Below are 15,441 nucleotides of genomic sequence, written 5' to 3' on the forward strand. Positions count from 1 at the left end.
GAATTAAATTCAGTAATCGATTTTTGATTTAAATCGCAGATCCAAGAACACGTAGGCGTTCTTTTGTTTCCTTACGAAAATCGAGTCCTGGTTTTGGATTTTTTCCTTCCACTCCATTTAAATAGAGTTGGTAGTATTTGAGAGAACGTTCTAAGTCTCTTTCCTCCCAACTACTTTCATAAATTTTTCCTAAATAATAATGGGAAGGTAAAAACTCTTCCGACTCTTTAAAGTTTTTGATCACATTCACCAAGTGGTGTGCCGCGGACCTGTATTCTTTTTTCCGTATGAGTAGGATTGCCATCGCATAATGCGACCTAGGTGTGAGTTCAGGATGTTTTGGGAACTCAGTCACTAATTTCAAATACTCTCTGTAAGCTTTTTCTTCTGATTCAGGATTTCCAATTCGATCCAATGATCTTGCCAGTTCAAACTGCGATTTGATTTTTAAATCTGGATCTTCCTGTTTTTCAACAAGACTAGATGATTCTTTCTCTTTTCCATCCAATCCATACAAATTCGTATTTTCTACTCGCGAAAATTTAGCCGCTTCCCCTTCTTTTGAGTAAGAATCAGCGAACTCTTGTTCTGCTGATTTCTTTTGGTCCCGAGATAGGTAAGCTTTTCCTTTTTGAAAGGAAGCTTTGGAAGGATCGATCACTTCTTTCTTTTTTTTCTTTTTAGAATCTGATTTAGAGCCAGAAGAAAGGGAATCAGATTTTGGAATCCCAATGGTTACTTTGTCTCCATCTTTAGGGTTTTGTGACTCCACTAGAGTTGGGTTCGAAGTAAGATTTGGATTTCCTTGTGATGGAGAAACGGAAGAAAGCTCTGCCTCTTTTGATTTTGGACTTAGAGTTGGATTTTCCTTGGATTCAGATCCAGGGTCTGAGGTTTCACTCGTTTCTTTCCAAGTTTCTGGAAAAGGCAAAAAGATTTCTTTTGATTCAGCACCTAACGCAGATATGAAACATACCAAAATAGTAAAACCGATGACTCTTGTAAAAAAATATCGTTTCCCAAAACCAAAAAATCGCAAAAGATCCAATCTCATCGCTCTGCTTTCGGGATCCGCTCTAAACTTCTAGGTTGATTCACACCGTCTTTGGATTCAGGTGGTTTGGGAAGTTTTAAGGTTTCCAAATTTTTTTCTTCGTTTTTTTCCTTCACCTTTTTTTCAAGTTCGGAAACACGAGTTAACATCCTTTGCATTCGAATTTCGTCATTAGATGCGTTTGATGGTTCCACGCCGTCTTTTGGTGAAGCCGGTTGAATATCAATCGGTGCAGGAATGAGGCCATCACCTGACGGAGTGTAAATGGGAGGAACAGAAGTATCTTCTGCTTTACGATTACGAAAATCATACTCTTTTCCCAAAAACTCTTGTTCTTCGGGAATGGTGTCATGCGAGTAACCATTGGATTCCTGTTCACTTAGGAAATCAAATTGCATTCGTCGATTGGATTCATATCTCAAATCTTCGGGGTCAGACATACGCACATCTTTACGTTTGCGATTGTAATCTCGTTCAATCTCTGTGATAAACAAACTTCGAGTGTCTTGTGCTAATTGTTGTCCCTGAGGTTTTGCATTTTCCCAACCATGAGACCAACCAATGTAGATGGCCATGATGAGAAAAAACAAAAAGAGTGCGATGGCAATTTTTTTCAGTAAGTCTTGGACTTGAGGGGGGATTTTATCCACAAGGCCATCGACGGCCCCCATCATTTTTTGTGTGTCTACATTGACTTTGGGTATATTGATATTTTTGATATCCACGAATTTACTCTTCCAAAATTTTAAAAACTACCCGTCTGTTCACGGCTCGACCTTCTTCTGTTCCATTCTCTGCAATGGGGTTCGTTGGTCCAAGTCCCACCACAGAAATCCTCGCCTCATCTATTTTATGTTTAGACTTTAAATAAACTGCAACTGAATTTGCACGTTCCAGGGATAACTTTTGGTTCGCTGCTTTTGTACCAACATTGTCGGTATGGCCTTCGATGAGTACCTTTAAATTTGCAGTTTTCCTAAGAATTCCTGCCAATCTGTCAAGTTCAGGTTCTGATTCCTTGGCGAACTCCGCGGAACGAAAGGCAAAAAACAAATTGTTCATCACAATTTGGTTTCCCTTCTTCAATTTTGGCAAAACAAGCAAAACGGTTTTTTCTTTGTCTTCTTTTTCTTTTCCCACCAAATTGAGGTTTTGTGAGACAGGGAGGTAACCTTCTTTTTCCCCATAAAATCCATAATTTTCTTCATATGGCAAAATGATACTAAACTCACCAGTTGTTGGATCACTGATCGTGGAACCAATGGTTTTTTTCTTCAGTAGGGATTCGTATTGCACAAAGGCAGAAAGGGCCTTTCCTTCTTCATCCACAACTTTTCCTTTGATCACCACAACAGGTTCTGGTTGAAAGTGTTGGGGAATGGCAGCCATAAAGAGTTCCCCATCTCGTGATACATAAGCCCAGTTGCCAACAGCAGGAATACTAAAAAAGTTAACACCTCTTAGGTTAGGGGATAACTCTTGTGGTTCTGACCATGTCGTCCAAGAATCTCCATTCCTTCTTGCGATAAAGATAGAAATGCCCTCTTTTCGTCCGGACGAGGAAAAATACAAAGTGCGATCATCTGGAGCAAGAAAAGGAGCCATCTCTTCTTCACCAGTGTTCAATGTGTTCCCTAAATTGATCCCTTCTTCAAAGATTCCTGATTCATTTTGTAAACTTACATACAAATCCAGTTTGCCGAAATTTTTCCTTTGTTGTGCAGAATAAATTAAAGTGCGGCCACTCGAAGACAAGGCTGAACCACCAAATACTTGTTGGTTGGGATTGTCTGCTTTTTTATACCAATTATAAAAACTGGGGAATTGAATTGGGTTTGGAAATGTCCAACCTGTTTCTGTTTTTCGTGTTTTGTAGAGTGGTGCTCGGTTTTGTATTTTTTCCGATCGTTCTTTGTATTCGTTTTCTAATTTAGTAAGAACCACATGAAACTCTTTGGCATTGGCCGCTTCGCGTGTTGCATTTTGCGACTTTAACATCATTTCTCGTTTGAGTTGGTCGAGTAATTCTTCTTCTCCAAAATTTCCAAAAACAAAAAGTTCATTTCCACCTGGCAAAGCTGAGATCACCGCTGACGGATAACGATTGTTCAGTGGTGTAGGCAATTGTTCTCCCGCCATCCAAAATCCGTATTGGTCACGTTTTGAGGCCCAAATCTTTTGTGTGGAACGCCCACCCTCCCGCACAAGGGCCGTCCAAAACAACACCTTCCCATCGGGTGTACATTGCGGGTTAAACGAAAAGAGCCCTTGCGTTACATATCTCGGAATTTTTTTTAAGGTCCAATCGGGAGTTTTGCCCGTTTCAAACGGTTCTAATTCATACCGAATAGGAGAACAAACTTCTCCTTGCACATCGCATAACATCCGTATTTTTTTTCCCGTTAGGTAGGCCAACTCTTCCTGTAAAACGGTGTTTGAGATGCGAAAAACCTGTTTTTCGGTTCGCAGCAAATGGCCGGTATTGATGAGGTCTCCCTCCAAAACATGGATTCCATTTTTAACACTTTGCGAACTGGTGAGTCCGCTCCCAAAAAGGAAGAGAATGATGAAAAGAATCCGTGCCATACCATACGAAATGTCGGTTGAAACCTCCGATTCCCTTAGAAAATTGACCTATGATCCAAGCTAGCGGCATTACAGTCTCCTTCGGGAAAAAACCCCTTTTCGAAAACGTCTCCATCAAGTTCAAACCGGAGTGCCGTTATGGGCTGATTGGAGCCAATGGTTCGGGAAAATCGACCTTTATGAAGGTCCTGGCAGGCATTTTGCAGCCCACAGCGGGCTCTGTGGTCCTCGACAAGGACGTGAAAGTCGGATATTTGAAGCAGGACCACTACGAATACGAAAATGAGACCGTTCTAGGCACGGTTTTACGAGGAAATCCAGAACTTTGGAGCCTCATGGCGGAACGTGACGCCATTTATGCCAAGGAAGACATGACCGATGAGGAAGGGATCCGCATTTCCGAAATCGAGGAACAATTTGCCGATCTGGGTGGATACGAGGCAGAATCTGTTGCCGGTGAACTTTTGGAAGGACTTGGAATTCCAACGACGGCTCACAATCGACCTCTCAACTTTTTAACAGGTGGATTCAAATTACGAGTTCTCCTTGCCCAGGTGCTCTTTTTAAAACCAGACGTTCTGCTACTCGACGAACCAACAAACCACTTGGATATCAAAACCATTCACTGGTTAGAAGAACTTCTCACCAATTATGAAGGTGTGGTCATTGTGATCTCCCACGACCGTCACTTTATCAATTCCGTGGCAACTCACATTGCCGACCTCGATTACAATACGATTCGAGTTTTCCCAGGAAACTACGACGACTTTATGATCGCAGCAGAACAATCACGGGAACAACTCGTGAATGAAAGCAAACGGGCAAAAGAAAAAATTGCCGACTTACAAGAGTTTGTTTCCAGGTTTTCTGCCAACGCAAGTAAATCCAAACAAGCCACTTCACGCCAAAAGATGATCGAAAAAATCAAATCCGATATGGTAGAAGTAAAACCTTCCTCTAGGGTGGCACCTTACATCCGTTTCAAAGCAAAACGTGTATTAGGAAAAGATGTGTTTGAAGCAGTCAATATTTCAAAGTCTTACGATGGAAAACCTGTGATCAAAGACTTTAGTATCTCCATCACCAAAGGGGAAAAAGTAGGAATTGTCGGAACCAACGGTGTTGGTAAAACCACACTTCTCAAAATGTTATTAAAAAAATTGGAACCAGATTCTGGCCAAGTGAAATGGGGTGACTCTGTAGAAACATCCTTCTTCCCACAAGACCATAGAGAAGCAATGGAACCAGATGCAGATACTCTCGTGGAATGGTTACTTCGTAACTCCCCACAAGGAACCGAAGTACAAGAGATTCGTGCCATCCTCGGAAGAATGTTGTTTTCTGGAGATATGGCAAACAAATCCACAACGGTTTTATCAGGTGGTGAGAAATCTCGTATGATCATCGGCAAAATGATCTTAGCTTGTGACAATGTCATTGCTCTCGACGAACCAACGAACCACTTAGACTTAGAAACCATTGAAGCACTCAACTTCGCCTTATCTTTGTTTGATGGAACAGTGATCCTTGTCTCTCACGATAGAGAGTTTATCTCATCTCTTTGTACAAGAATCATCGAAGTGACACCGGAAGGAATCAATGACTTCAAAGGAAATTACGAAGAATTTTTGGAACGAGAAGGGAACGATTTTTACAAACGTTTAACTGGTGGAGCAGTCCTTACCACTTAAAACAAATAATTCAGGGAGAGATTTGCTGACTGCATCTCTCTTCCTGCCATAATTTCCGTTGTCAAATTGACATTCCCAAACCTTACACCAAATCCCAAACTTCCATACCCAAAACTAGTTCGATGATCGTAACGGGTCGCAAGTCGTATGCCAATAGCACTGGGTAAAGAAGCAAAATCATCCGGATTGGCTTCTGTGCTAATCAGTGCGTAACGACTCACTTGAATTGCGGTATAACCGTGATTATAAACCAAACCAACACCTGGTGTGATGGAAAAGAATCCAAACGTCCAATTGTATTTTGTATCAAAGGAAAAAGAACTGATTCTGGATTGGTAATACAAATCATTGATTCCTAACCATCTTCTTTTATCTCCATCAATGCGAAACTGGGTTGGTCTTCTGTCATACGAACTCAAATATAAATCCTGATTGGTTTGGAATCCACCAAATCCAAAAGAAAATCCAGAAGATTCAGGAAAATACCGAAACATCACTCCATAATTCATGATCTTTCCCCGCACATCTGTATTTCGAATTTTCACAAAGGGGATATTGGCTTCGTTGAATTCATAAGGGAAAAAATGGGTCGTGACATTCCATCGTTTGGCATACTCACTTGCAATCCATTCCCCCAAATTTGCTGTCAAACTCACAGCGGGTGACGCAGCAGCACCTTGTTTCGGAAGAGTTCTTAACTCGGAGTTTTCATAATAAAAATCTCGTGCTTTCTCTTGGCCTTGAGAAACAGTGTATCCAATTCCCAATCGATAGGAAGGTACATTTTGTCCACCAGATTGGTTGGAATTGATATTCTGTAAGACTGCATTTTCACCCATGGATCGTAAAAAACCATTGGTATAAATTCGATTGAGAACGGGCTCTGCAAAGTTTCCGAGTAACTGGTATTCGTTTGGAATATTAGAACACTCTCCTCCCAAACAGAGAACTTGTGCCTGTAGGACATTTCCTCCGAGAAAAAGAAATCCCATAAAAAGAATCAAAACCATTCCGTGCAATTTTGAAAGCAAACTGTTTTGTTTCCTGAATGGTTGCTGTTTCATTCTAAAAACCAATTGGTGATTTGTGGTGTAGGTGTTAGACTAACCCAGGTTACTGGATCATATGAAACCATTTTAAAAAAAGTTCCATCGCTTTTTTTCTATGTGAAACTTTGTTTTTCTCTTCTTCTGGGACTTGTGAAAATCGTTTCCCAAATTCAGAATAATAAAAAATCGGATCATATCCAAATCCATAGGGACCAACCTCATCATAGTCGGTTGTGATTTGGCCGTTTACCGTTCCCTCAAAGGATAAATTGTGATGGGCATCCACATAAGTCACCACACAACTATAATGTGCGTTTCGATTGGAATTGTTTCCCAGTTTTGTTAGTAAGTACAAAGCACGTTCTTTATCGGAAAGACCTGGTCCACCAAATCTTGCCGAAGACACACCAGGTTCCCCACCGAGGGCATCCACAGAAATTCCAGAATCATCAGCAAAAGAAGGAAGCCCAGTGAGGCGAAAGAGTTCTTTGGATTTGATAAAGGAATTACCGAGAAATGTGGTTTCCGTTTCTTCTGGTTGGAACTTAATCCCAAGGGTTTTTGGTGTGACTACCTCATAACCAAAGGGAGAGAGTAACATTTGCATTTCTTTTCGTTTGTGTTCACTGCCTGAAGCAAATGCTAATGTTTTTTTGGTCAGCGGGAATCTTCCTCATCTAATTGAAATCCTTCCATAGCGGATGGAAGATCTGGAAAAATCTCAAACACTTTATCTAACATAGTGATTTCAAACAGTTGGATCAAATCTTCATCCACAACAATCACTTTGATATCACCATTCATTGGTTTTAACTTACGTTTGGTGGCTACAAAAATCCCGAGAGCAGTTGAACAAATATGATGAACTTTGGTTAAGTCTAAAATAATTTTTTTAACAGAACCTTGGGTGAGTTTTGATAGTTCCTTTTCAATTTCATCAGAATCCACTTTTAAAATGGCACCAGAAAATTTGATAATTCTTATGTCATCCTTGACTTGAACATCCATTCGATTCAATCACCCCACTTAACAAACAAACTACGCAAGTTACCTTCCTTGCCCCTCTCAGTTTGAACAACCGAGCAATTTCGTTCAAAGAAGCACCTGTCGTAAAGATATCATCTACGAGTAGAACATGAAGTCCTTCTATGATTCTATCACTTTTTATGAATTCAAACGCCTTTTTTGCATGAAAAAATCGGTCTTCGAAACGTTTCTCCGACTGAATGTCCTTCGAAACCTTACGTAGACTCGTATCTTCCCGTATATTTCCCCCTTGCAGAAGCCTTTCGCGCAGATGCCAAGCAGCATGGTAGGGTTTGGGACCGGCTTTTTTTCGGGATGGAACCAAAACAAAACAATTGGGAGGGTCTTCTCTCCAAACCCTCGTTAACCTTCTCCAGCCCAAAGAAAAATACCGGCCAAGTTGTTTTTCATTTTGAAATTTCAAAGAAAGGAAAAGATCTCTTGTGACAGAATTCCTAGACCGCAAGGCATATGCGTTTTCATAGAAGAGAAAACGATCGTTTGGATTGGGAATGGCGAAAGGTCTCATGCCTTCCCTATTTCGTTTTGCAGAGCCAAAGGAACGTCGTGTGCAAGTTTTACAGACACCTAAGAGTTCCGAGAAAAAATCATTTGTCCCACAACTAACGCAATACTTTGGAAATAGATATGTTAATAAGGAAAAAAAAACCCCTCTCATATCGAAAGGGGTTTTTTAGGTAAGAGTTTGGTCTTACTTTTTAGAAATTACTTTGCAGGTGTGGAAGAATCAGTTGTTGGTGCTGCTTCTACTTTTGGTTCTTCAGTCGATTTTTGAATCGTAGATGTAGGAGGAGTTAAGTCTACAGAAAGTTTTACTTCTACTACATCAGATTGGTTACCAACATTATCAACAGCCATCGCTTTAATGACATGGTCACCTTGTGTTTCGATTGCAATTGCTTCTACATATGGTTTGAATTCTTCTTCGTCAATTTTAACTAAGATTTTTTTAACACCAGATTCTTTATCAGTCGCGTTTACATAGAATACATTCCCTTTTCTTTGGAAGTTTTTTCCATTGATTTCCACGAGTGGATAAGAAGGAACGATTTCAATCGTTGGTTTCACATCATCAACAGTGATGATCATAGAAGACTCAGCGGAAGAGTTTCCAGATTTGTCTGTTGCAGAATACTTAATTACGTTTGCACCACCAACTTCCAATTTGATTGGATCAGCGTATGTTTTTGCTGCTTCTTGGTTGATGCTAAATTGAACTTTTTCAACACCTGTTTGGCGGTCTTCCGCAACAATTGTGTATGTGTTGTTTTTGGAAGCAAAAGGAACACCATCTAAAACAAAAAGTTGTTCTTGTGGAACAAGGCTTACTCGTGGAGCAGTATTGTCTACGTTCACAACAAGGATTTTTGGAGTTTCTGCGTTTCCTGCTTTGTCAACAGATCGGTAATAGATTTCAGTGAGTCCTTCTTCCGAAATACGAATCGGTTGAGTGAACCTTCTATACTCGCCGTTTTTTGGTTTCCATTCAATGAAATCAATCATAGAAGAATCATCTTTAGCGTCTAAAGAGAAAGAAGTTTTGCTAGTAATGAAAAGAACTGGTGCGTCAGAAGTAGAAGCTCCTGCTTCTTTTTTGTCTCCCAAATAGTCTTTTACAGTTGTCTCTACTTTATCGACACCATCTTTGGCTTGTGTAGAGGTAGATTCCGTTTTTTGAATCGCCTGGTCTTTGGTGGAAGTAGTGGCTTTTGGGTCAGCAACCTGTGCTGTGATTTGGCCTGCGAAAAAAATTGTCAAAATGGCCAAAAGGTATTTGTGCGCCTGCATTAGTATATGTCTCCTTTTTACAGATAAAACATATATATCCTCTTTGTAAGGAAATATTGTCAACATGATTGCTTTCAGAAACTCAATAATCCTGCCACTTTTTCTTTTTTGGTGCTTTGCAACGGAAATACGCGCTGAGAGTGGCATTTGGAGGGAAATTCTCCTCGAAAATTTTGAACTTTCGAATTTCAATGCAAACAATTTACGAACGAAATTAGAAAAAGGCACAAAACTTCCAGAAATCTCGCTCTCCACAAATTTTACTGCACCGATTCCTGGATCCAAACAAGCACTTGTATTACGAATCCCAAAAGATGCCAACTTTCCATTTTCTTTATATTTCCCTAAACCGATTGAAGTGAACGCTTTCATCAAAGAAATTTCAGTTCCCATTTATTCCTCTCAGTCCAGTGGGAACCTAACACTCATCATAGAAACACAAGATGCAGAAGTAAGGCAATTGAACCTCACCTCACTCAACTTTCGTGGTTGGAAAACCATTACCGTTTCCATCTCTAAAAATTTTGACCAAAATGATCGTGTATTTTTACAAAAAAGTTCCATTCGTATTTTAGGATTTTTTTATTTACCGTATGAAAACAATGACCCCAACCAAGAAGTGTTAATTGCCATCGATGATATAACTGCCATTGTGCGAGACAAATACAGACCTCTCCGTAATAAAGAAATCCTTTTGGAAGACTAAAGTTTTCCTGGATTTTGGTCGTTTTCTCCAGAGAATCTCCTCAAAAAAACTCTTTTCTTCCCAACCTCGTGGCCAATCCTGATCCTAAATGGAAATGGAACTCTCCTTAGAACAATACGAAACACTACTCAAATTAGTATATATGGGAGATTGGGTCATTTCCACGTTACAAGCCAAAGACCGATCCGAAGACGAACCAGATTCTGATTCCCGATTTGCCGATGTGGTTCGCCATGTCTTCTCCCAAGCAGAACACGCAGGACTTGGTAATATTGTCCAAATTGACCAAAACAATGGGGAACCTTATCTCACCCGGGAATTTGAAGAAGAAAGTGGTCTGGTTGATATTTTGGAAGACTACGAAGACGAAGTATTTTGGCAAGCTCTCATTGAACGTTTGGCTCACCGAGATTTCCTCCGCCATTACGGCGAAACTGCCATTTCCCAAATGGCCATTGAGGAAAGAATTGAAAAGGAAACTCCATTTCATGACAAATGGGCAACCGAATTCCATGAAAATGGATTAGAGAATATAAAAACCTAATATTTGTTATTTGGTTTTTGGCCAAAGAAGTTTATCTTCTCTCAATTTTTTCTTAGTCATAGCATCTTCAAGCCTCATACGAAGGGTGTATTCGATTTGTTGTTTCGCTTGCTCAGACAAAGAAGTCACATTCAAAGGATCTCCTGCTTCACGTAACAGAAGTTGAATGGAATCAAAGGCATCCTTATTTAGAAAATCTCCATTGTTTGGAGTTTTTGGAATCTGATACCATAATTTTAATGCATCCGATTGAAGTTTCGGATCTTGTTTCCACTGGCCATACTCCCAAAGAATCTTTGCTTTTTCAAAAATCCCATCTCTAGATCGATAAAAGTTTGGAGTATTTTTGAGAAGTGTATCTAAAATATCGAGTCTCTTTTTAATATATGCATCTTCTGCATCCATTACGTTTGTGATTTTTTTCTCTATCAAAAGATTTTTATACTTAGCTTCCACTCTTCGTAACGTTTCATAACGTAAAGTTTGTTTTTGTTCAGGAGAGCTGTACTTTAAATAATCTCTCGCACGAAAGTATTGTTCTAATGCCTTTCCTTGCACATAATAGATATTCTCGATCGTAAATAAAATTTCTGTTCCAGTATTGGTTCCGAGTTCGGAGGAAAGGGTCGCCATCATTTGCCGTAAAAAATCTTCTTTGTTTAAATTTTCTTGGAAATAATCAATCGCGAAGTAACTCATATCGTTACTAAACGGATAAGCTAATCGTTGTAAGTTTTCGTAATACAAATCTCGCACAAATAAATTCAAATCACCTTTGTTTGGATCATAGCCCATAAACTTGGAAATGAATTCATCCAATTGTTTTTCTTTTTTTTGTTTTAAAGTGCGATCTAAATATTTTGTGCGGTCTTCTTTGGGCATCGAAAGGGGAGACCTGGGAGGTAAATCTCCTTCTTTGGAAATTTTCATCGTAATCGGTTGGGTAGACTCTTCTCCTTTGCGAAATTCTTCGATGATGCGGTTCCTTTCTTTATGTAAATATAAATTATCCTCTGCAGACTCAATATCCACTTTGAATGGATCTCGAATATTTTTTAACGTTGGTAAAACATCTTTGATGATGATGTCTTCAAAATCTCGATTCCGTTTGATATAAGAATCAGCGACTCCTGAGTTTTCTCTAATTTGGTCGTAATCATTTCGAAATTGTTTGCGAAGGTTGGATGTACCTTCTAAGTTTTGGACGAGTTCTTCCCACTGACTATCTTTGTATTTCCCTTTGGAAAACCCTTCTTTTCCCTCACCCTCCCCTTCTTCTTCCCCTTCCCCAGGCTCTTCCGATGAGGACTCAGATCCAGTTTCACCACCGTTTTTTCCCAAACTCATTTCAAAGGAAAGTTGTTTCTCCTCTTCCATTGCATAAATCCAAGCTGGTCCACAAAGAACCCGTTGGTAAATAGAATCAGAATGGTTAAAAGAGTATATAATAAATGTTATGTGGGAAACAAGAGAGATATAGAATGCGATATAAAAACGATTCTCAAAGAGTATGTTACGAATTCCTTTTAACATAAACTAAAAACGATATCCCAACAATTCCCATAAATAAATAAGATAATAAATTTCCATACAATCGATAGAAAGTCATTTCTCCTGGAATCACAGAAACTTTTTTTCGAATGGTGGCCGTACTCTCAATGGGTGTAAATTCATTATCAATATTTCTACCAAGATGGTCTGTAAACACTGATGTCCCAGAATTTGTAGAACGGACGATCCATTTTCGAAATTCGATCGCACGTAAACGACCGAGTGTGTGGTGTTGAAAGGATTCAACTGAATTCCCATACCATTTATCATTTGTTACATTCACAATAAAATCAGGATCACCTTGGAACTTGCGTACAAATTCCGAAATAATCACTTCATAACAAATCAAAGGTAAAAAACTACCAATGACTGTTTCTTTGATTTGATGGTCTTTGTAATGATTTCGTACCGAATCAGGACTGAGCGAAAAAGTATCTTCCCAATGTAATTCTTTTTTCACTACATTAGGAGTGTTTCTCACTTCGTAATACGGGATTAGATCTAATTTTGTACCAGGAGCAAATTGACCTGTTTGACCGGACAATGCATACATCCATTCAAATGGCATGTATTCTCCAAAAATTAATAAAAACACTTTTTGATAACTGTTCTTACGTTCTCCATTGGGACTCATCAGAACAGATGAATTATAAGTACGAATGTCATTTCGAACAATTCGATTGGATTGTTTTTCTTTTGGGATATCAGCATCTAATTCATTAAAATATAAATTTGTTCCATGTCGTAAACTGATGATGGCCATGAGCGATTCAAATTGATGCCAATAGATGCGCATAGCACGTGTGATCTCTGAATCATGAGTGGTAAAAAAAGGAATTCCTGATTCTGGCAAAACTATTAAATCAACCGATTTCTCTTTGAGTTCGCTCTCCACCATTTGATCGATGCGAGTCATTAACTTGCGAATCTCTTCTGCGGGATTACGCCCATCTCTAAATTCGAGTGGAGCATCAGGTTGTACAATGAGGACATCTCTTTCCGCAATGGGTTTGACGTTTTCCCATTTTTGATAGAGATAATAACCGTTCCCAAAAAATACCACCAAAACCAAAATCACTGTAAATATACCACCTAACACGCGCCTATTTGCTAATGTATGTTTTGGTAAATAGGTTTTTACCAAACTAAGGATTTGTTTTGGTTTCCGTAGATAAAAGAGAAAATAAGAAACAAAAAACAAAAAGGCAGAAAGTCCATAAGCACTCATATACTCTGCGTTTTGCGCTAGAATATGATTTTCTGCCACGACGTTTCCGAAATACCAAGGGAATACTTGCGGCGTAAAAAATTCGGCGAATAAAATAGAAAAGGAAGCAATGAGTGGGAAAAATCTTTTTACCCTTGTTGCTAAAAAGGAAAATAACAAAAGATAAACAGGAAATTTAAAATTCAGTAAAATAGCTGATCCAATAAAAATAGGAACTGCTAAATACCAATCGAATCCCCCAAAAACAGTTGTCATATGGTAGATCCAGTGAAAGGAAACTAAATAAAAAAGGATCGCAAAACCAAATCCATGGTAAATGAGTTTTTTCCACTCACCACGATACCTTTTTTCTATGATAAAAAGTCCAAAGGGCGCAATCCAAACAAAAAAAGGAAGATTAACAGGGGCAAAAGAAAGGAAGGAAAAAGTAGCAGTTACCGTATAACAAAGAACGGATATGAACCCTTCACGTGAAATTAAAAAACGAGCCAGTTTCATATCCGTTAGACTACTAAAGTTAAATTACGATTTGTTATAGTTATTGTTACCGTTTTGCACTTTTGTGAAAATCATTTTTCCGGCTGCAGTTTGGATGATACTTGTGACAACCACACGTACATCTTTTCCAACCAAATGTCCACCGTTTTCAATGACAACCATGGTTCCATCTTCTAAATAACCAATTCCTTGGTTTTCGTCCTTTCCTTCTTTGATGACAGAGATTTGGAATTCTTCGCCAGGAAGGACAACTGGTTTTAAGGCATTGGCAAGGTTGTTTAAATTGAGAACTCGAACCCCTTGTAATTCAGCCACCTTATTGAGGTTAAAGTCGTTGGTTACGACTGCACCTCCAGTATCACGTGCTAGTTTGACTAACTTCGCATCAACTTCGCGAGTATCAGAATAATCAGTATAAGTAATTTTAACTTCGATGGAACCTTTTCTTTGGAGTTTGTTCAACATCTCAAGACCACGGCGTCCACGTGCTCGTTTGATCGGATCAGAAGAATCGGAGATCAATTGGATTTCACGTAATACGAAGTTAGGAAGGATGAGTGGGCCATCTAAGAAATGTGTGTCGGCAATGTCTAAAATCCGACCATCGATCACAACAGAAGTATCTAAGATTTTATCTTTGATTTGAGTGTTTCCACCTTCAAGTCCAGGAATGGAAAAACTAGAACCAGGAGCCCCAGAACCACCACCGAAAATGGAAAGACCAGGTTTTTTGGAAAAACTGATCCCAGTTTTGATTCCAGTGAGAAAAAAGAGAACCGCAACAAAAATGGAAATCGATTTATAACCATATTCATTCAGTAAACTGACAGGGAATGCAGCAATCGATAGGCCGAGCAGGGCTCCTACACTTGCGCATAAAATGACATCTGCTTTGATTTCCGGGAATAGTTTTCTCTCACCGAGAATTAATACCAAAGAATAAAGCAATACAACGCCAGCAAGAATCCCCGCCAAAACGATGTTTTGCGATTCTGAATGTATAAAGAAAAATGATACCGAAGCAACGAGAATCGTCCCTAAGGCTGAAAATAAGTGTTTCATAACTCAATCCTTGTAAAAGAGTTGAGCAAAAACGGAAGTTTATTCTAAATCTAGATCATCATCCAATTCTTTTGGAGGTGGTGGTGGTGCTATTCCTTGCACTGAAGCTGCCAGCACATCGGAAACAATGTTTCCTGCTTCTTCTTGGGGTACACCCTTACTCAGTGCAATTTCCATCTTTACTAAATTATAGGCGCTCTCATAGAGCTTTCTCTCCATAATAGAGAGTTCTTTGCCATAGGCACGTCTGTAAAGATTACGGCAAACATCAGCCACTTCGAAAATAGAACCAGATTTGATCTTGTTCATATTGTTCTGGTAACGGACTTTCCAGTCCTCTTCCGTGTCGACCTCATCCTTTTTTAGGAGAGTGAGAACTTTTTTGATCTCTTTTTTATCAATGATCGACCGGATACCCACATCAATTGCTCGATCTACCGGGATAGAGACCTTCATTTTGGAACCTTGAATTTCCAAACTGTAACAGTCCTTCTTCTTTCCCAGAATTAGCTTCTTCGCAACTTCTGTGACTTCACCTACTCCATGGATCGGGTATACAACGTAGTCCCCCACCTTGAATTTAGGCTCTTTAGTTTTTTCGTTTAGTTTTTTTGTAGCCAAGTAAGTATAATAACTT

15 protein-coding genes are annotated in these 15,441 nt (G+C 39.3%); 3 read left to right on the forward strand and 12 right to left on the reverse strand.

The window, feature by feature from the left end:
• Positions 1 to 28: 28 nt before the first annotated feature.
• The 3 genes from EHQ59_RS02830 to EHQ59_RS02840 are packed head-to-tail and all read right to left on the reverse strand — an operon-like array spanning position 29 to position 3,640.
• Positions 29 to 1,054: a tetratricopeptide repeat protein gene (locus EHQ59_RS02830; protein WP_244245350.1), complete on the reverse strand. Its 1,026-nt coding sequence runs from the start codon at positions 1,052 to 1,054 to the stop codon at positions 29 to 31.
• Positions 1,051 to 1,779, reverse strand: a complete 729-nt coding sequence (locus EHQ59_RS02835; RefSeq protein WP_135617634.1) for an LIC_11485 family protein — start codon at positions 1,777 to 1,779, stop codon at positions 1,051 to 1,053. The genes EHQ59_RS02830 and EHQ59_RS02835 overlap by 4 nt, the downstream gene beginning before the upstream one ends.
• 4 nt (positions 1,780 to 1,783) lie before the next feature.
• Positions 1,784 to 3,640, reverse strand: coding sequence for an OmpA family protein (locus tag EHQ59_RS02840; RefSeq protein ID WP_135617635.1), 1,857 nt, complete (start codon positions 3,638 to 3,640; stop codon positions 1,784 to 1,786).
• 50 nt (positions 3,641 to 3,690) lie between these two features.
• On the opposite strand from EHQ59_RS02840, the gene EHQ59_RS02845 reads away from it, so the two are divergent.
• The gene (locus EHQ59_RS02845) at positions 3,691 to 5,331 is read left to right on the forward strand and encodes an ATP-binding cassette domain-containing protein (protein ID WP_135617636.1); all 1,641 of its coding nucleotides are present in this window, start codon (positions 3,691 to 3,693) and stop codon (positions 5,329 to 5,331) included.
• On the opposite strand, the gene EHQ59_RS02850 is transcribed toward EHQ59_RS02845, so the two are convergent.
• From EHQ59_RS02850 to ompL47, 5 genes are all read right to left on the reverse strand, one after another.
• Entirely contained in the window at positions 5,328 to 6,362 is a 1,035-nt protein-coding gene (locus EHQ59_RS02850; protein WP_244245351.1) for an Lsa36 family surface (lipo)protein, read from the reverse strand. The genes EHQ59_RS02845 and EHQ59_RS02850 overlap by 4 nt on opposite strands.
• Positions 6,363 to 6,444: 82 nt before the next feature.
• Positions 6,445 to 7,041, reverse strand: a complete 597-nt coding sequence (gene rdgB / locus EHQ59_RS02855; RefSeq protein WP_135617637.1) for an RdgB/HAM1 family non-canonical purine NTP pyrophosphatase — start codon at positions 7,039 to 7,041, stop codon at positions 6,445 to 6,447.
• On the reverse strand, positions 7,038 to 7,388 hold the full coding sequence (locus EHQ59_RS02860) for an STAS domain-containing protein (RefSeq protein WP_135617638.1): 351 nt from the start codon (positions 7,386 to 7,388) through the stop codon (positions 7,038 to 7,040). The genes rdgB and EHQ59_RS02860 overlap by 4 nt, the downstream gene beginning before the upstream one ends.
• Positions 7,366 to 7,935, reverse strand: a complete 570-nt coding sequence (locus tag EHQ59_RS02865) for a ComF family protein (protein ID WP_244245353.1) — start codon at positions 7,933 to 7,935, stop codon at positions 7,366 to 7,368. The genes EHQ59_RS02860 and EHQ59_RS02865 overlap by 23 nt, the downstream gene beginning before the upstream one ends.
• 197 nt (positions 7,936 to 8,132) lie before the next feature.
• Positions 8,133 to 9,215, reverse strand: coding sequence for a multi-beta-barrel domain surface protein OmpL47 (gene ompL47 / locus EHQ59_RS02870; protein ID WP_135617640.1), 1,083 nt, complete (start codon positions 9,213 to 9,215; stop codon positions 8,133 to 8,135).
• Positions 9,216 to 9,279: 64 nt separating this feature from the next.
• Here ompL47 and EHQ59_RS02875 point away from each other — a divergent pair, with 64 nt between their 5' ends.
• Together EHQ59_RS02875 and EHQ59_RS02880 are read left to right on the forward strand one after the other, a co-directional pair.
• Positions 9,280 to 9,921 carry a flagellar filament outer layer protein FlaA gene (locus tag EHQ59_RS02875; RefSeq protein WP_135617641.1) on the forward strand — a complete coding sequence of 214 codons (642 nt, stop codon included), beginning with the start codon at positions 9,280 to 9,282 and terminating at the stop codon, positions 9,919 to 9,921.
• Positions 9,922 to 10,015: 94 nt separating this feature from the next.
• Positions 10,016 to 10,465 carry a hypothetical protein gene (locus EHQ59_RS02880; RefSeq protein WP_244245354.1) on the forward strand — a complete coding sequence of 150 codons (450 nt, stop codon included), beginning with the start codon at positions 10,016 to 10,018 and terminating at the stop codon, positions 10,463 to 10,465.
• Between the two features lie 6 nt (positions 10,466 to 10,471).
• On the opposite strand, the gene EHQ59_RS02885 is transcribed toward EHQ59_RS02880, so the two are convergent.
• The 4 genes from EHQ59_RS02885 to EHQ59_RS02900 are packed head-to-tail and all read right to left on the reverse strand — an operon-like array spanning position 10,472 to position 15,425.
• Positions 10,472 to 11,998 (reverse strand): hypothetical protein, encoded by a 1,527-nt coding sequence (locus tag EHQ59_RS02885; protein ID WP_135617643.1) that lies wholly within the window; start codon positions 11,996 to 11,998, stop codon positions 10,472 to 10,474.
• A complete protein-coding gene (lnt, locus tag EHQ59_RS02890; RefSeq protein ID WP_135617644.1) occupies positions 11,979 to 13,742 on the reverse strand; it encodes an apolipoprotein N-acyltransferase in 1,764 nt (587 codons plus the stop codon). Before lnt ends, EHQ59_RS02885 begins: the two co-directional genes overlap by 20 nt.
• Positions 13,743 to 13,766: 24 nt before the next feature.
• A complete protein-coding gene (locus tag EHQ59_RS02895) occupies positions 13,767 to 14,804 on the reverse strand; it encodes a PIN/TRAM domain-containing protein (RefSeq protein ID WP_135617645.1) in 1,038 nt (345 codons plus the stop codon).
• A gap of 39 nt (positions 14,805 to 14,843) precedes the next feature.
• Positions 14,844 to 15,425 (reverse strand): CarD family transcriptional regulator, encoded by a 582-nt coding sequence (locus EHQ59_RS02900; RefSeq protein ID WP_135617646.1) that lies wholly within the window; start codon positions 15,423 to 15,425, stop codon positions 14,844 to 14,846.
• Positions 15,426 to 15,441: the final 16 nt, after the last annotated feature.

The organism is Leptospira kemamanensis (genome assembly GCF_004769665.1).
Lineage (GTDB): Bacteria > Spirochaetota > Leptospiria > Leptospirales > Leptospiraceae > Leptospira_A > Leptospira_A kemamanensis.

Coding starts and splice junctions, on each gene's coding strand:
- EHQ59_RS02830 (WP_244245350.1), bottom strand. CDS start 1,054: ATGAGATTGGATCTTTTGCGATTTTTTGGTTTTGGGAAACGATATTTT.
- EHQ59_RS02840 (WP_135617635.1), bottom strand. CDS start 3,640: ATGGCACGGATTCTTTTCATCATTCTCTTCCTTTTTGGGAGCGGACTC.
- EHQ59_RS02845 (WP_135617636.1), top strand. CDS start 3,691: ATGATCCAAGCTAGCGGCATTACAGTCTCCTTCGGGAAAAAACCCCTT.
- EHQ59_RS02860 (WP_135617638.1), bottom strand. CDS start 7,388: ATGGATGTTCAAGTCAAGGATGACATAAGAATTATCAAATTTTCTGGT.
- EHQ59_RS02865 (WP_244245353.1), bottom strand. CDS start 7,935: ATGAGACCTTTCGCCATTCCCAATCCAAACGATCGTTTTCTCTTCTAT.
- ompL47 (WP_135617640.1), bottom strand. CDS start 9,215: ATGCAGGCGCACAAATACCTTTTGGCCATTTTGACAATTTTTTTCGCA.
- EHQ59_RS02875 (WP_135617641.1), top strand. CDS start 9,280: ATGATTGCTTTCAGAAACTCAATAATCCTGCCACTTTTTCTTTTTTGG.
- EHQ59_RS02880 (WP_244245354.1), top strand. CDS start 10,016: ATGGAACTCTCCTTAGAACAATACGAAACACTACTCAAATTAGTATAT.
- EHQ59_RS02885 (WP_135617643.1), bottom strand. CDS start 11,998: ATGTTAAAAGGAATTCGTAACATACTCTTTGAGAATCGTTTTTATATC.
- lnt (WP_135617644.1), bottom strand. CDS start 13,742: ATGAAACTGGCTCGTTTTTTAATTTCACGTGAAGGGTTCATATCCGTT.
- EHQ59_RS02895 (WP_135617645.1), bottom strand. CDS start 14,804: ATGAAACACTTATTTTCAGCCTTAGGGACGATTCTCGTTGCTTCGGTA.